Genomic DNA, 15,410 nt, shown 5'->3' with positions numbered 1-15,410 from the left:
TTGCCATGTCACTGAATACTCGTCCTAGAAAGGCGTTAGATTGGCTTACACCATTAGAGAAATTTGCTCAGCTTGTTGATTATCATAAGGCTTTTGAAACTGTCGCACCTCATGTTTGAATTCGCCGTTTATTATAAGTTATACGCGTGATTTATTGATTATCTCTGCAAATTTCAACGGTTGTATTGGTCAAGAGTTAAATGAAACTTGCAACTTTCCAGATTTGGTATAGCTTAAATTACATTAAGTTATACATAAAAATTAAAAACTGAGTGTGTATATTTTCTTTGAATCATCCTATTTTATAATATGTTTTAACCTCAATTCTTTTGGCTTTAATTCACATAAAAAAACGAATATGATTTAAACCCTATTTTTAAATAGTTTAACGTCAAACTACCCAAGGTTTGATCATAAAAAGCACCATTAGCTCCCCTATGCGCTTGTTTTGGTGCAACTCTAAAAACACTTAGAATCACTCAATTAAACTAAAGCTTCAACATTAAACTAATGATTTATAACAATTATAACCAAAGATAAATCAAATTGATTAGATTGGCATAGATTCTGCATTTTTGTATTCCATCATGTATACAAGTTGGAATGCAAAAAAATGAGTCAGAACAAATGCATTGGCTGGACACTTCAAGAATGGCAAACCGCTTATCTCAACCAAGATATTCATCTTGAAGATTTAATCGACTATGTAGCGCAATTACCACAACCTGATCATGCATGGATTTCAATTGCTACGACCGAAATACTTTCCCAACAAATTGAAGCCTTAAAGCAAAAAGCAGATCAAGCCACAGACCTCAGCAAAGAATTGCCTTTATACGGCATTCCGTTTGCAGTGAAAGATAACATCGATGTTGCTGGTTTTGTCACCACGGCCGCATGCAAAGCCCTGACAACTGTTGCTACACAAGATGCAGAAACCATTCGCCTGCTTAAAAATGCAGGGGCAATTGTTGTAGGAAAAACCAATTTAGACCAATTCGCAACGGGGCTTGTCGGGACACGCTCTCCCTTTGGTGCAGTCAGTAACACGTTTAATGCTGACTATGTCAGTGGTGGCTCTAGCTCTGGTTCAGCCAGTGTTGTGGCTCGTGGCTTGGTACCCTTTGCACTCGGAACAGATACCGCAGGCTCTGGCCGTGTTCCTGCTGCATTTAACAATATTATTGGGCTAAAACCGACTAAAGGTCGTTTTTCAAATCGTGGTTTATTACCAGCTTGTAAAAGCTTGGACTGTATTTCAATTTTTGCATTAACGGTAACAGACGCCGACACCATTGCCCAAACGGTAGAACATTACGATGCGTTAGATAGCTATTCACGCCAGCACCCCAAAACTACACCTGTGAAACTCTCGACTAAGCCACATTTTGCTATTCCCCAAAAACTGGAATTCTTTGGAGATGACCAAGCTAAATATGCCTTCCAACTGGCTGTAGAACAGTTAAAAGTTCTCGGTGCTGAAATTACTGCAATTGATTTTTCAGCGTTTGAACAATTGGCAGCCCAACTCTATCAAGGCTCATGGGTGGCAGAACGTACAGCGGCGGTTGCCGAGTTGTTGGCGCAGCAGCCTGAGGTTTTCGATCCGACAGTGCGTGCAATCATTCAAAAAGGTCATGATTTTAGTGCAATTGATGCCTATAACGCGGAGTACTTAAAGCAAGACTTAAGCCGAAAAATTCAAGACACTTTGGCCCAATTTGATGCATTGATTGTTCCCACCTCTCCAACCATTCACACCCTTACAGAAATGGAACAGTCACCGATTAGTCTGAACTCTGAGTTTGGGACTTATACCAATTTTACCAACCTCGCCGATTTAAGTGCCCTCGCCCTACCCGCGGGTTTCCGCACCGACGGTTTACCTTTCGGTATCAGCCTAATTGCACCTGCATGGTATGACCAAGCCCTGATTGAATTTGGGAAAATTTGGCAGACGCATTTGAACTTAAAGCTGGGGGCTTTAGACCGATATGCATCTATTCCAAAGCTACAGAACACAGTCTCTCCACATCATATCCGTGTTGCGGTGGTTGGCGCACACCTGACTGGAATGCCGTTGAACTTCCAATTGCTCACACGTGATGCTGTGCTTGTGGAAACCACGCATACCGCTGAGCACTATGCCCTGTTTGCACTGAATGGCACGATCCCGCCTAAACCCGGTCTAGCCCGAGTCGATGAACACGGTCAACAGATCATTGTTGAACTGTGGGATGTACCCACCGCTCGCTTTGGAGAGTTTGTCGCAGAGATTCCGACACCACTAGGCATGGGCAATGTCGAACTGGCAGACGGTCGATGGGTGAAAGGTTTCATTTGTGAACCTTATGGCTTGAACGATGCCGAAAACATCAGTCATTTTGGTGGTTGGCGTACCTATATCCAGCACCGTAACAATTCAAAAGTAGAACAAGCTTAGTCAAATTTAGGAATTTAAAATGTTTAAAACTGTATTGATTGCAAACCGTGGCGAAATTGCCGTACGTGCAATTCGCACTTTAAAAAAACTGGGGATGACCAGTGTAGCGGTATATTCAGACAGTGATCGTTACGCACAACATGTCAAAGACGCGGACATTGCCATTGCTCTAGACGGCTTAAAACCATCCGACACTTATTTAAGCATTGAAAAATTGATTCAAGCCGCTCAAAAAACGGGGGCTGAAGCTATTTTCCCGGGTTATGGCTTCTTATCAGAAAGTGCTGAATTTGCAGAGGCTTGTGAGAAAAATAATATTGCCTTTATGGGGCCAACAGCGACACAAATTTTAGAGTTTGGCCTGAAACACCGTGCACGTGAGCTTGCCGCCGCAGCTCAAGTGCCCATGACACCAGGTACAGGCCTACTTGGCAGCTTAGATGAAGCAATTTCTGCGGCTACAGAGATTGGTTACCCCATCATGCTGAAAAGCACCGCAGGCGGCGGTGGTATTGGTCTCACCCGCTGTGATAACGAACAAGCCTTAGTTGAAGCTTATGAAAGCGTCAAACGTTTAGGCGCACAATTTTTTAAAGATTCGGGCGTATTTTTAGAACGATTTATTGACCGTGCACGCCATGTCGAAGTTCAGATTTTTGGTGATGGTCAAGGTCAAGTGGTTGCATTGGGCGAACGCGACTGTTCATTGCAACGTCGTAACCAAAAGGTAGTGGAAGAAACCCCTGCGGCTCATCTGCCCGAAGCCACACGTCAAAAACTACACCAAGCAGCAGTTGAACTAGGCAAATCGGTCAATTACCGCAGCGCAGGTACGGTCGAATTTATTTATGATGCTGCACGTGATGAATTTTACTTCCTTGAGGTCAATACCCGACTACAAGTAGAACATCCTGTCACTGAGATGGTGACGGGTTTAGACCTGATTGAATGCATGCTTAAAGTCGCTGCGGGCGATGCACTGGATTGGACTGCGCTTAGCAACATCCAACCGCAAGGTGCGGCGATTGAAGTGCGTATTTATGCAGAAGATCCAGTTAAGAACTTCCAACCCAGCCCAGGTGTACTGACCGAAGTTGTATTTCCAGACAATTGTCGTGTTGATACATGGGTCTCAACAGGAACAGAAATTTCGCAATATTTTGACCCGATGATTGCCAAAATCATCGTACATGCTGACACCCGTGCACAAGCCATTGAGCAACTAAAAAGTGTGCTCTCTCAAACTCGTTTAAATGGTATCAGCACCAACTTGGACTATGCACATAACGTAATTTCCGATGAACGCTTTGCACAAATGCAAATCTGGACACGCCTGCTAGACGACTTTGACTACGTGCCGAATGTGATTGAAGTTCTCAAAGCTGGCACACAAAGCTCGATTCAAGACTTTCCGGGACGTGTTGGTTATTGGGATATCGGTGTACCACCCTCGGGTCCTATGGATGACTATGCTTTTCAATTGGCCAATCAAATTGTGGGGAATGATGCTAGCGCAGCAGGCTTCGAGTTCACTCTGCAAGGCCCAAGTCTCAAGTTTCACCAAGACAGTGTGATTGCACTGACAGGTGCGCCATGCCCTGCGCAACTCGATGATAAGCCCGTGGACTTTTGGCAACCGATTCACATTTGCGCAGGTCAAGTACTCAGCTTAGGACAGGTCGAGTCTGGTTGTCGTAGCTATTTAGCAGTGCGTCATGGGCTCGATGTCCCCCTATATTTGGGCAGTCGTTCAACTTTTGCTTTAGGTAACTTTGGCGGGCATGCAGGACGTGTACTTCGTGCAGGTGACATGATCAAACTCGTCAACACAACCCATCCAAATAGCGATACACCTTTAGCCACGCAAGAACCACAAGCTCTATCTCCTGCACTGATTCCAAGCTATGGCAAAGAGTGGAAAATTGGGGTGCTGTATGGACCACATGGTGCACCTGACTTCTTTAAACCCGAATATATTGAAGAGTTTTTTGCATCTGAATGGACCGTACACTTTAACTCCAACCGTCTAGGCATCCGACTGTCAGGGCCAACACCAAGCTGGGCACGTGAAAATGGCGGTGAGGCAGGACTTCACCCATCGAATGTCCATGACTGTGAATATGCCATTGGTGCAATTAACTTCACAGGCGACTTTCCTGTCATTCTCGCCAAAGATGGGCCAAGCCTGGGGGGCTTCGTTTGCCCTGTAACTATTGCCAAAGCTGAACTTTGGAAAGTGGGTCAGCTTAAAGCCGATGATAAAATCAGCTTTTATCCTTTAACTGTTGAACAAGCCAATGCCTTAGAACAACAACAAATTGAACGGATCGAAAACTTTGCCCACGCAGCACTTAATTCTGAGCCCCCAAGCGGTGATATTCCAACATCCGCAATTCTTGCCAGCTTAGAGGCAACTGATGTATCTCCACGCACGGTATACCGCCAAGCGGGTGACAGCTATATCTTACTGGAGTACGGTGACAATGTTTTAGACTTGGCGCTACGCTTACGCGTTCACCAACTGATGCAGCTGATCCGCGCGGCTAATATTAAAGGCATATTGGAACTGTCCCCCGGCGTCCGCTCGCTGCAAATCAAATACGATGGACTCACGCTTCCACAGCATCAATTGATCGCATTTCTACTCAAGCTTGAACAGCAAATGGGGGATTTAAGCCAAATCAAGATTCCGTCACGGATCATTCATCTACCCATGGCATTTGAAGACAGTGCAACTTTAGGTGCTGTTGAACGCTATCAAGAAAGTGTCTGTGCCAAAGCACCGTGGCTACCGAACAATGTCGATTTTATTCAACGCATCAATGGCTTAGACAGTCGTGAGCAAGTCAAAGAGATTATTTTCAATGCTAACTACCTCATTTTAGGCCTTGGTGATGTTTATCTCACCGCCCCATGTGCAGTACCGATTGACCCACGCCACCGCCTATTAAGTTCAAAATACAACCCTGCACGTACTTTTACCGCTGAAGGTACCGTAGGCATTGGCGGCATGTATATGTGTATCTACGGTATGGACTCTCCAGGCGGCTACCAACTGGTCGGACGCACTCTACCCATTTGGAATAAGTTTAAAAAGAACAAACAGTTTGGCGACAAACAATGGTTTCTAAACTTCTTTGATCAAATCAAATACTTCCCCGTATCTGAGTCAGAGTTAGAGCAATGGCGTGCCGACTTTGAAAATGGTCAAGCACAAATTCAAATTGAAGACACTGAATTTGACTATGCCGCGTATTTACAACTGCTTGAAAATGAAAAAGACAGCATTGCCGAGTTTAGAGCACAGCAACAACACGCTTTTAGTGCTGAAGTGGGCTTATGGAAAGAAAGCGCTGATCATCAAGAGCATCTGATTGCAGAAGTACCTGATGAGACTGACTACAGCGCCTATGCAGCACTACATGCTTCGATGACCGGTAATATTTGGAAAATATTAGTGGAACAAGGTCAGATTGTGAAAAAAGGTGAAACCATTGCTATTATTGAAGCCATGAAAATGGAATTACCGGTGTACGCTGCGGATGATGGTACTGTCAAAGCCATTATTTGTCGGGCTGGACAAACCGTTCATAGCGGTGAGCCTTTGGTTTATATGGAATAACGCATGCCGAATATGACACGTGCAGGTTCAAGTTCAGACAATTTGTCTGAACTGGTTTACCAGCAAATAAAAAACGATATTTTTGATTTCAAATTGATGCCGGGTGAACGTTTTACCGAATCCGAAATCGCCTTGAACTATCAGGTCAGTCGTACGCCTACACGACAAGCGCTATATCGTCTGCAACAAGAAGGCTATGTAGAGGTAGCATTTCGTAGTGGCTGGACTGTCCGTCCATTGAACTTGCAATACTACGATGAGCTGTATGAGCTACGCATCATGATTGAGCAGTATGCAATTCGAAAGTTATGCAGCAGTGCATCTCAGCCGTCGAAGGAAATCAAACACCTACACAAAATTTGGATGGTTGCACCTGAGCAGTATCTGTCAAGCTTAAAAGCCATGGCGAAAATTGATGAAGATTTTCACTGTGCATTGGTTCGGGCCATTGGCAACCAAGAAATGATCAAAATTCATCAAGAGGTCAGTGAAAAAATTCGCATTATTCGGCGCCTCGATTTTTCAAAAATGGATCGAATTGAAGCCACCTATGCGGAACATCAAGCCATTTTGAATTATATAGCACAGCAACAGATGGAGCTTGCCGTTGAAAAGATCAGTGCTCACATTCAACAAAGTCGAGATGAGGTAAAAAAAATTACCTTAGGTATGCTTAATCAGCATGCTGTTGTGAAAGCAAGTCGCTAAGCACTCAATCAACATTCCACTCTCAAATAAAAAAGGCGCTTCATGCGCCTTTTTTAGCCTTTTAATTTAAGCAGGAATACGCAGCACTTGGCCTGGGAAAATATCATCTGCATCTTTCAACAACGGACGATTGGCCTCAAAAATTTTATTATACTGGTTGGCATCGCCATAAAATGCTTTGGAAATTTTCGATAAGTTATCCCCCGATTTAACTGTGTAGAACTTACTTTCAGGTTCAGGGCTAGCCACAGTGAGTTGATCATCGACTTGTGCCACATGGTCAATATTACCGACGGCTAAAACAATCTTTTCTTTATCGGCTTGAGTCTGAACTTGCCCTTTCACGGTCGCCAAATCCGTGGTGGAGTTATAGCTGACTGAAAGTCCCGTCACAGGTAAGCCCAATGCTTTGATATGACCCAATAACTTGTTGGCAATTTCTTGAGCCGATGGCTCTGCTGGTGTGCTTGGTGCGGCTTGAGGCTCGGCTGCGGCTGCGGCTGTGTTTTTCTTACCAATGCCTTTAACAAAATCAAAAAGACCCATGTGTATGCTCCATCTTGTTATATCAGTGTTGTTATATTGAATGCTCAAAAATGAGACACCCTTTTTTATACCCAAAAAAGACAACAGATTTGGTAGCGAATAGTCCTCTTAAAGTAAAACTTTGTAAGTTACCCGAGTAAATAAAAGATTTTAAAGGTGGGTTAGGCGCTTTGCGTTTTTTGAAAGGCATAAAAAAGCCACCCAAGTGGGTGGCTTTTTCATTCAGCAAAGCTGAAACAATATGTATTAACCTAGTTTCTTAGAAACATAGTCAATCGCAGATTGTACAGTTGTGATTTCGTTAGAATCTTCATCTGGGATTGTGATGTCAAAGTCGTTTTCGAAAGACATAACAAGCTCAACAAGGTCTAAAGAGTCAGCACCTAAGTCATCCATGAAAGATGCTTCGTTTTTGATTTCTTCAGCCTTAAGACCAAGTTGTTCTGCAACTGCTTGCTTGATGCGTTGTTCGATATCGCTCACAGGAATTCTCCTCATTGCTTGTGGCGTTTTTAATGCCGTTAGTTTAATTGAATCTTTAAAATTTTGAAAGTTTATCCATCAGCCAATTAGCTCATGTATAGACCACCATTTACATGCATTACCGTACCAGTAATGTAATTTGCTTTGTCTGATGCCAAGAAGCTCACCGCATTTGCAATATCTTGTGGATCACCTAAACGGTTCAAGGCCACTTGATCGCTCATTTTTTTACGGATGTCTTCGCTTAATTGCTCAGTCATTTCTGTTGCAATAAAACCAGGCGCCACTGAGTTTACAGTGATTTGGCGGCTGCCCATTTCTTTTGCAAGGCTACGGCTAAATGCTTCAATACCAGCTTTCGCTGCTGAATAGTTGGCCTGACCTGGGTTGGCAAAATGCGCAACCACAGAACTAATATTAATAATTCGTCCAAAACGCGCTTTGGTCATACCTTTTAAAACGCGTTTCGACAAACGGTAAACTGCTTTTAAATGGATATTTAAAATGTCATCCCAGTCATCTTCTGACATACGAAGTAACAAATTATCTTTGGTAATCCCAGCATTGTTCACCAAAACCAACACAGGGCCATAGTTTTGTTCAATGTCAGTTACAAGCGCATCAATGGCAGCACCATCACGAACATCGAGCACTTTACCTGCACCGTGTTCACCGAAGCTTGCAGCAAGTTTTTCTGCACCTGACTCAGATGTCGCAGTACCCACAACAAAATAACCGTCTTGAATAAGTTGCTGAGCGATGGCAGCACCAATCCCTCGACTTGCACCTGTCACGAGTGCAATTTTGCGTTCCTGTGTCATGCAATTTTTCCTTCAGCCACTAAAATGGCATTTAGTGCATCTTCCAAGCGTGATTTACTATCGAGTGGAAATGCTTTTTCAATATTAGGTAGACGTTTTGCCAAGTTTGCCAAAACATTGCCTGGACCACACTCTGCAACATATTGGATTCCTTGATCCTGAATAAACTGCATGGTTTTGGTCCACTGTACAGACTCATATAACTGAGCTGTAAGTGCTTGGCGGACTTGTGCTACATCTGTAGCAATTTCCGCGCCCACATTTTGTATTACAGGTATGCTAGGCAGCTCAATGGCAGTTTGTTCCAAAGCTTCTGCGAACTGTTCTGCAGCAGGCTTCATCAATGAACAATGCGATGGAACAGAAACTGGGAGTGCAATCGCTTTGCCGCTGTTTTCTTTGGCTAAAGCCATGACTGCTTCAACCGCTGCTTTTTCACCCGCAATGACCACTTGACCTTGAGCATTGTAGTTAGCCGCTTCAACCGAACCCTCAGCCTGACTCGAAACCTGTTGGCATAAAGCAACAACTTGCGCATCGTCCAAACCTAAGATGGCCGCCATTGCGCCCTTTCCTTGCGGTACAGCACTTTGCATTAACTTGCCACGCAAGTTTACCAGCTTGACTGCATCGCCTAAGCTTAGGCTTCCTGCTGCAACCAACGCACTGTATTCACCAAGTGAGTGTCCCGCCAAATACTTTGGTGCAACACCACCAAGTTCTAACCATACACGCCACAAAGCAATGCTGGCAGTTAACAATACCGGTTGGGTAAATTCAGTTTGGTCTAAACCTTCACCAGATTGTGCAATGTGCCACAAATCGAATCCAACCGCTTTAGAGGCTTCTGCAAATGTTGCTTCAACACTGGCAAATTGTTCTGCCAATTCAGCCAACATGCCAACCTTTTGTGAACCCTGACCGGGAAATACAAAAGCTGTTTTTGTTGCCTGAGCGACTTGATCAAGTTGTTTCGCAGACATAAAAAAGTCCTTTCTTGTCTTTGCTCTCGTTTATGGAGCGAAAATTTAACACTTAATTTAGGTCGATGTAATTGCCAAATACAACAAAAACAGCAGCGATAAAAATTCGACAACAAAAAAAGGGAGCTTTACGCTCCCCTTTTTTCGACTAAGCTTTAAGCTTAATGCTTCGACAATTATTCAGCAGATGCTTTAGCGAATAATTGACGACCACGGTAGATACCATCTTTAGATACATGGTGACGACGGTGAATCTCGCCAGTAGCTTGGTCTACAGTTAATGCATTCTCGGTTAAAGCGTCATGTGAACGGCGCATGTCACGGCGAGAGCGACTTTTACGGTTTTGCTGAACGGCCATGATGGCTCCTTACAAATCGAAAAATATGGATCAGAACAAATTCAGTTGTCTTATACGGAAGAGTATAACACAAAAATTAGTTAAGTTTACCCTTCAAACTTGCCAAAACATCAAACGGATTATCCCGCTTTTCTTCAACAAGTTCTTCAACGGCAGGTTGGTGCTTATGTTCACAAGCATCATGCTTAGCGGACAAAGGCATCAACAATAACAATTCATCTTCTATCAGAGACAGTAAATCAGCCGTCGCAGGCGCATCATAGCTACCTTTCGTCGTTGCTTCACTTTCACCTAAGACGATGAAATCAGCATCCTCATCCAAGCGCTCTATCAGTGACTCATCATCCACTAGAGCTAGATGAAAATCTGAAACGAGTTCAATGTTTACCGTGCCTAAACAGCGCTGGCATTCCATTGGAACGTTCGTTTCAACGTGACCATCTAGCCATACAATACGATGATACGCATCCATTGATAGCTTACAGTCTATGTTAATCAATTGATCATCAATTGATCCAACAGCTTCACGGGCTATACGAGCAAAGCGAGACAATGGCAGTGTTCCTGACCATGTAAAGCCTTGTTCGGCCCATTTAAACGGCTCAATCTGTGCCGGAAAGGTATTTGCTGACATAATTAAGGCGGCAATTCTACAAATTCATCAGTACTCTGTCAAAGATTAAGATACAATTTTGTACTTATTTAGACAGACCATTTGGGTAACTTAAGTCATGCATCTGTTGCAGCCGCAAACAGAAGTGAGTATTTCATCACTTGTGAGCACAATTTCAACTGTCGATTCTGACATTTCAAACCGCCAAGTGCAACTCTCGACGTGGGAGAATTTGTGTACAGAAGCAGAACAAGTTGATTGGCTCATCTTACACTTTAATCGTTGGTTTTCCCACCTGAATGTCAACTTGGTTAAAGGTGACTTTGAACCTGAATATTTTCCCGCTACAGACAGCACCCCTGCGCGTATCCAATTTGCCCATGGTTTTTTTAATAGTGCCTTACATGAAATCAGCCATTGGAGCATTGCCGGTGAACAACGTCGCCTACTCCCCGACTTAGGCTATTGGTACGCTCCTGATGGTCGAACAGCGGAACAACAAGCTTTATTTGAACAGGTTGAAATTAAACCGCAAGCCATTGAATGGTTATTTGCTACAGCTTTTGGTCGAAAGTTCCGTGTTTCCTTGGACAATCTGACTGGTGACGGGAGTGACGGCAACCGCTTCAAAGACCATGTTTTCGCTCAAGTTCAGGCTTATTTTTCAGGCCAAGCCCAATTACCGCGCGATGCGAAACACTTCATTGACTGTATTTGCCTATGTACTCGTGCTGGCAAAACATTACAGAGCAATGAATTTCAAAGAGAAATGCTCGACTAAATTTAGCACGATTCACATTTTGGTCATTGAACATCACCGAGATAAAGCGCGATAATGTTGAAAAAACCATCAGGAGATAAAAACGATGCTTCATTTAAGAGTCCATCCTGATAACCCTCAAGCACGCTCAATCAGCCAAGCAGTAGAACGGATTCGTGCAGGCGATGTGGTGGTATACCCGACCGATGCCGCTTATGCCATTGGCTGCCAGATTGGGAATAAAAATGCCATGGAGCGGATTGCTCAAATTCGCGGCCTTGGGGCCAAACATCAATATGCCATCATTTGTGCAGATTTGTCCGATATTGCCACTTATGCCAAAGTGGACAATGCTATGTATCGTTTACTGAAAAACAATACACCAGCCGTGACCACGTTCATTTTGCCTGCAACCAGTGAAGTGCCTAAACGCTTGATGCATCCGAAGAAAAAAACTATTGGTTTACGTATTCCAAGTAACCCAGTGTGCCAAATGTTACTCAAAGAGTTAGGCGAGCCGCTACTAACCAGTACATTAATCCTGCCGAATCAAGAAGAACCGCTGGATGATCCCTATGACATTGAAATGCAACTGTCAAAACGAATTGATGTGTTTATCGACAGCGGGCTGGGCACATTAAGCACCACCAGTATTGTCGATTTATCAGGTGATCACCCTGAAGTGATTCGCCGTGGGCTTGGCGATGTCAGCGCATTTGAGTGATGCGCTGCATCTATTCGCTAGGGAAACTGAATCTCACATTCTCAATAGATCAACATGACCCTGTTTACGGTTTTGCTCAATCTGAATCAATTTCCCGAGCAACATAATTTATATGTGCAGCGTCCTTGGACGCTTGAGTCCGAGACTTTGGTGCAAAGCCCGAGTTCAATCAACTGCATTATGCGGGAAGAGAATCTGTACAGCTATTTCCTCCCGATCTCGACCATCCAACAATATTTCAAATTCCTCGAACCCAAAAATCTCTGCCTACAAGACAGCTGTCAGCGCATCATTGAATTTGCGCTACAAGCACCTGAGTAAATCTTTTCTTTGGCGTCAACTGACATTAACTTGAGCTTCAGCTACTCTCTTCACTCATTCAAACCATCTATCAAATAAAAGCGTTGCCCTCACTATTCTAATCTCAATAAATCTGTATCGCCCATCTACCTATCTGCAGCAAATCGATTATTTTTCAAACCACAGGACTAAGCCCTAAGTACATCATGTTCTCTTAAACCCAACCCATTTCTGCAGATTTAGCCACGACATCAGCGCATAAAAAGCATCACACAAATAAATACTCTCTATTTATTTACAGCTTTTTTTGTTATTTGGTCGGTGAAATCATGTATTCACGCCGCAATTTGTTTTACACTAAGCCCTATTAAAATTATGTATTTTTTAAATCGCCTCTACTTTTTCTCCTTAAGTACTGATTCGAAAAAACATAATCATGCCTTTGAAAATTCGCGTGGCCAATAACTGTAATGAATCAATCCGTCCATAATGCCATGGAAGATCTTCCACAAATCCGTGTTATGGATGAGTGGCATGACTCCATCCCCGAGGATTTATATATTCCTCCAGCTGCATTTGAAATTCTTTTAGAGCATTTTGAAGGACCACTCGACTTTCTGATTTACCTGATTCAAAAAAATGGCTTCGACTTATTACAGTTAGATATTGCTCCGATTGCAGCGCAATACCTGTCTTATATGGATGCCATGAAGTCGCTTAACATTGAGCTGACAGCAGACTATATGGTGATGGCCGCGCTCTTGGCTGATTTAAAGTCACGTTTGCTGTTGCCAAAAGCACCGAATGCAATCCAAATTGAAAAAGACCCAAAACAAGAGCTGATTGACCGTTTAGAAACTTATCTCCGTATTAAACAAGCGGCTGAACGCTTGGGGCAGATGCCTATATTAGAGCGAGACACCTTCTCAACCAATGTCAGCTTAGGCCAAACTCTGGATAATAATGATGGTCATGATGTACAACAGCTGCGTGATGCACTGTTCTGCGTGTTTAACCGACCTGAGCCGATCACCCATCAAATTGCACAAGAACCAGTTTTACTTGAAGAGCGTATGGCTTTTATTGAAAGCAAAGTCGCTTCAGGTGAAGTTTTAGTTTTTGAATCTTTGCTGCGTCCCATTCAAGGACGTATGGGCATGGTCGTGACGTTTATGGCCATTTTAGAGTTAACCCGCCAGCAACGTATTCAAATTGTGAGTTCAGGTGTTGAAGCACCGCTTTCGATACAAGGAGTCAAAAAATAATGTTAGAACAAACCGCTCCTGTAACGAATGAAGACAACTTACATGAAGTACTGATGCAGTTAGAAGCGATTATTTTTGCCAGTGATGCACCTGTTTCACTTGCGCGATTGAAAGAATCGTTCCAAAATCAATATAGCAAACAAGATTTACGCCAGTTTTTACAACAACTTGCCATGCTACAGCATGGTCGTTCGATCGAACTGATTGAAACTGCTCAAGGTTTTCGTTTTCAGGTTCGAGCAAAATACCGTCAAATCGTTGCGCAAACGTGGCCAGAGCGACCAACTCCCCTCTCGCCATCGCTACTCGAAATGTTGGCCGTGGTTGCTTATCATCAACCCGTCACACGAGCAGATATAGAACAAATTCGAGGAGTCTCAAATAACAGTCAACTGTTACGCACGTTATTTGATTGGAACTGGATTAAAGAATCTGGTTTTCGTGAACTCCCAGGAAGACCTGCGTTGTTAGTTACGACGCCCCAATTTTTAAATGCATTTGGCCTAAATTCTTTAGGTCAGTTGCCTCCCCTGCAGGATGCCAAGGAAGCTTTTATGGCGCTCGATGCGAATGCACCGAAGTCGTAAATAGGTGAACTGTTGATGATAATTTCTAAGGTTATGCTGTCATGAGTGAAAAGTTGCAAAAGGTACTCGCACGAGTTGGTTTGGGTTCTCGCCGTTATATGGAAGAAGTCATTGCCGCTGGTCGTGTGAGTGTCAACGGCCAAGTTGCCCAAGTAGGCGAACGTATTGAACCAGGTGATGAGCTTCGCATCGATGGTCGTAAAGTATCGTTCCAAATTGAAGATGAAATTCGTCGTCGTGTTCTGATTTACTATAAACCAGAAGGCGAAATTTGTTCACGTAGTGATCCTGAGTCACGTCCAACTGTATTTGAGCAATTGCCTGCAATCGCGAATGATCGTTGGGTAATGGTCGGTCGTCTGGATATTAACTCAACAGGTTTACTACTATTTACAAACGATGGTGAGTTGGCGAATCGCCTGATGCACCCATCGAATGAAATCGAACGTGAATATGCTGTGCGTGTTATGGGTGAAGTAACCCCACAAATTAAAAACAACATGCTCAAAGGCGTGGTGTTGGATGATGGCCCTGCTAAGTTCGAATCATTCTCTGAAATTGGCGGTGAAGGGATTAACCGTTGGTTCCAAGTGGTGGTAAAAGAAGGTCGTAACCGCGAAGTACGTCGTATTTTTGAATCGCAAGGTTTAAAAGTCAGCCGTCTACTCCGTACACGTTATGGCACAGTTATTTTACCGCGAGAACTACGTACGGGCCGTTGGATGGAGCTGGACAAAAACGACATCGACAACTTAACCAAAGCGGTTGAGTTAAAACCACGTCAAGGCACAGGTTTGTACGGCATGGCAAAACGTCGTACTGAACGTATGCAAGAAAAACCAATGGCTGCACGTCGTGGTGGTTTCTTACGTCAACAGCGCCGTGACAATGAAGATGAAGGCCAACAACAAGCGAAGCCAGCTTTCAACCGTGAACGTCGTGAAAATCCAAATGGTCATAGCCAACGTCGTCAGGACAATGCACAAACAGGTTATGGTCAACGTGAACCACGCCAAAACTCAGGCTATGCACAACGTGACAGCCGTCCAGAGAACTTTGGCAACAAAGGCACCTATGGTCAACGCGACGCGCGTGATGAAAATGCGCCACGTAAACCTTTTGGAAATAAAGGCTTTAAGAAGTTTTAATTTTTAAAGTCAAAATTTGAGCCACTTTCGAGTGGCTCTTTTTATATG

At 43.7% G+C, this 15,410-nt stretch carries 15 protein-coding genes and 1 pseudogene; 10 read left to right on the top strand and 6 right to left on the bottom strand.

Annotated features, from left to right (window positions below; genetic code table 11):
- The 4 genes and pseudogenes from MF4640_RS18970 to MF4640_RS08400 form a co-directional block, all read left to right on the top strand.
- Window positions 1–119 (top strand): annotated as a pseudogene (locus MF4640_RS18970) (IS30 family transposase); the annotation flags it as partial.
- 494 nt (window positions 120–613) lie between these two features.
- The gene (atzF, locus tag MF4640_RS08410) at window positions 614–2,443 is read left to right on the top strand and encodes an allophanate hydrolase (RefSeq protein WP_078389270.1); all 1,830 of its coding nucleotides are present in this window, start codon (window positions 614–616) and stop codon (window positions 2,441–2,443) included.
- A gap of 19 nt (window positions 2,444–2,462) precedes the next feature.
- Window positions 2,463–6,065 (top strand): urea carboxylase, encoded by a 3,603-nt coding sequence (gene uca, locus MF4640_RS08405; protein WP_078389269.1) that lies wholly within the window; start codon window positions 2,463–2,465, stop codon window positions 6,063–6,065.
- A 3-nt stretch (window positions 6,066–6,068) separates the two neighbouring features.
- On the top strand, window positions 6,069–6,773 hold the full coding sequence (locus MF4640_RS08400) for a GntR family transcriptional regulator (protein WP_078389268.1): 705 nt from the start codon (window positions 6,069–6,071) through the stop codon (window positions 6,771–6,773).
- A 66-nt stretch (window positions 6,774–6,839) separates the two neighbouring features.
- Here MF4640_RS08400 and lysM read toward each other — a convergent pair whose 3' ends face one another.
- The 6 genes from lysM to MF4640_RS08370 all read right to left on the bottom strand — a co-directional run bounded on the left by lysM (window position 6,840) and on the right by MF4640_RS08370 (window position 10,599).
- Window positions 6,840–7,319, bottom strand: a complete 480-nt coding sequence (gene lysM, locus MF4640_RS08395) for a peptidoglycan-binding protein LysM (RefSeq protein WP_078389267.1) — start codon at window positions 7,317–7,319, stop codon at window positions 6,840–6,842.
- 246 nt (window positions 7,320–7,565) lie between these two features.
- Window positions 7,566–7,802 (bottom strand): acyl carrier protein, encoded by a 237-nt coding sequence (acpP, locus tag MF4640_RS08390; protein WP_004695351.1) that lies wholly within the window; start codon window positions 7,800–7,802, stop codon window positions 7,566–7,568.
- A gap of 86 nt (window positions 7,803–7,888) precedes the next feature.
- The gene (gene fabG / locus MF4640_RS08385; RefSeq protein ID WP_004695350.1) at window positions 7,889–8,623 is read right to left on the bottom strand and encodes a 3-oxoacyl-ACP reductase FabG; all 735 of its coding nucleotides are present in this window, start codon (window positions 8,621–8,623) and stop codon (window positions 7,889–7,891) included.
- A complete protein-coding gene (gene fabD, locus MF4640_RS08380; RefSeq protein ID WP_062034056.1) occupies window positions 8,620–9,606 on the bottom strand; it encodes an ACP S-malonyltransferase in 987 nt (328 codons plus the stop codon). Before fabD ends, fabG begins: the two co-directional genes overlap by 4 nt.
- A 176-nt stretch (window positions 9,607–9,782) precedes the next feature.
- Window positions 9,783–9,965 (bottom strand): 50S ribosomal protein L32, encoded by a 183-nt coding sequence (gene rpmF / locus MF4640_RS08375; protein ID WP_004695348.1) that lies wholly within the window; start codon window positions 9,963–9,965, stop codon window positions 9,783–9,785.
- 76 nt (window positions 9,966–10,041) lie between these two features.
- Window positions 10,042–10,599, bottom strand: a complete 558-nt coding sequence (locus MF4640_RS08370; RefSeq protein WP_004982945.1) for a YceD family protein — start codon at window positions 10,597–10,599, stop codon at window positions 10,042–10,044.
- Window positions 10,600–10,696: 97 nt separating this feature from the next.
- On the opposite strand from MF4640_RS08370, the gene MF4640_RS08365 reads away from it, so the two are divergent.
- From MF4640_RS08365 to rluB, 6 genes are all read left to right on the top strand, one after another.
- Window positions 10,697–11,359: an elongation factor P hydroxylase gene (locus MF4640_RS08365; RefSeq protein ID WP_078389266.1), complete on the top strand. Its 663-nt coding sequence runs from the start codon at window positions 10,697–10,699 to the stop codon at window positions 11,357–11,359.
- A gap of 85 nt (window positions 11,360–11,444) precedes the next feature.
- On the top strand, window positions 11,445–12,062 hold the full coding sequence (locus MF4640_RS08360) for an L-threonylcarbamoyladenylate synthase (RefSeq protein WP_004695345.1): 618 nt from the start codon (window positions 11,445–11,447) through the stop codon (window positions 12,060–12,062).
- Between the two features lie 54 nt (window positions 12,063–12,116).
- On the top strand, window positions 12,117–12,383 hold the full coding sequence (locus MF4640_RS08355; RefSeq protein WP_078389265.1) for a hypothetical protein: 267 nt from the start codon (window positions 12,117–12,119) through the stop codon (window positions 12,381–12,383).
- Between the two features lie 449 nt (window positions 12,384–12,832).
- Window positions 12,833–13,627, top strand: coding sequence for a segregation and condensation protein A (locus MF4640_RS08350; RefSeq protein WP_005400316.1), 795 nt, complete (start codon window positions 12,833–12,835; stop codon window positions 13,625–13,627).
- The gene (gene scpB, locus MF4640_RS08345; RefSeq protein WP_078389264.1) at window positions 13,627–14,214 is read left to right on the top strand and encodes an SMC-Scp complex subunit ScpB; all 588 of its coding nucleotides are present in this window, start codon (window positions 13,627–13,629) and stop codon (window positions 14,212–14,214) included. Before MF4640_RS08350 ends, scpB begins: the two co-directional genes overlap by 1 nt.
- A 41-nt stretch (window positions 14,215–14,255) precedes the next feature.
- Window positions 14,256–15,362, top strand: coding sequence for a 23S rRNA pseudouridine(2605) synthase RluB (gene rluB, locus MF4640_RS08340; protein WP_004982962.1), 1,107 nt, complete (start codon window positions 14,256–14,258; stop codon window positions 15,360–15,362).
- Window positions 15,363–15,410: the final 48 nt, after the last annotated feature.

Source organism: Acinetobacter sp. MF4640 (assembly GCF_002018895.1).
Taxonomy (GTDB): Bacteria; Pseudomonadota; Gammaproteobacteria; order Pseudomonadales; family Moraxellaceae; genus Acinetobacter; species Acinetobacter johnsonii.
This window is presented reverse-complemented; position numbering and strand designations above follow the sequence as displayed.

Excerpts from the sequence above, each read along its gene's own strand:
- atzF (WP_078389270.1), top strand. The coding sequence starts at position 614 with ATGAGTCAGAACAAATGCATTGGCTGGACACTTCAAGAATGGCAAACC.
- uca (WP_078389269.1), top strand. The coding sequence starts at position 2,463 with ATGTTTAAAACTGTATTGATTGCAAACCGTGGCGAAATTGCCGTACGT.
- MF4640_RS08400 (WP_078389268.1), top strand. The coding sequence starts at position 6,069 with ATGCCGAATATGACACGTGCAGGTTCAAGTTCAGACAATTTGTCTGAA.
- lysM (WP_078389267.1), bottom strand. The coding sequence starts at position 7,319 with ATGGGTCTTTTTGATTTTGTTAAAGGCATTGGTAAGAAAAACACAGCC.
- fabG (WP_004695350.1), bottom strand. The coding sequence starts at position 8,623 with ATGACACAGGAACGCAAAATTGCACTCGTGACAGGTGCAAGTCGAGGG.
- fabD (WP_062034056.1), bottom strand. The coding sequence starts at position 9,606 with ATGTCTGCGAAACAACTTGATCAAGTCGCTCAGGCAACAAAAACAGCT.
- rpmF (WP_004695348.1), bottom strand. The coding sequence starts at position 9,965 with ATGGCCGTTCAGCAAAACCGTAAAAGTCGCTCTCGCCGTGACATGCGC.
- MF4640_RS08370 (WP_004982945.1), bottom strand. The coding sequence starts at position 10,599 with ATGTCAGCAAATACCTTTCCGGCACAGATTGAGCCGTTTAAATGGGCC.
- MF4640_RS08365 (WP_078389266.1), top strand. The coding sequence starts at position 10,697 with ATGCATCTGTTGCAGCCGCAAACAGAAGTGAGTATTTCATCACTTGTG.
- MF4640_RS08360 (WP_004695345.1), top strand. The coding sequence starts at position 11,445 with ATGCTTCATTTAAGAGTCCATCCTGATAACCCTCAAGCACGCTCAATC.
- MF4640_RS08355 (WP_078389265.1), top strand. The coding sequence starts at position 12,117 with ATGACCCTGTTTACGGTTTTGCTCAATCTGAATCAATTTCCCGAGCAA.
- MF4640_RS08350 (WP_005400316.1), top strand. The coding sequence starts at position 12,833 with ATGAATCAATCCGTCCATAATGCCATGGAAGATCTTCCACAAATCCGT.
- scpB (WP_078389264.1), top strand. The coding sequence starts at position 13,627 with ATGTTAGAACAAACCGCTCCTGTAACGAATGAAGACAACTTACATGAA.
- rluB (WP_004982962.1), top strand. The coding sequence starts at position 14,256 with ATGAGTGAAAAGTTGCAAAAGGTACTCGCACGAGTTGGTTTGGGTTCT.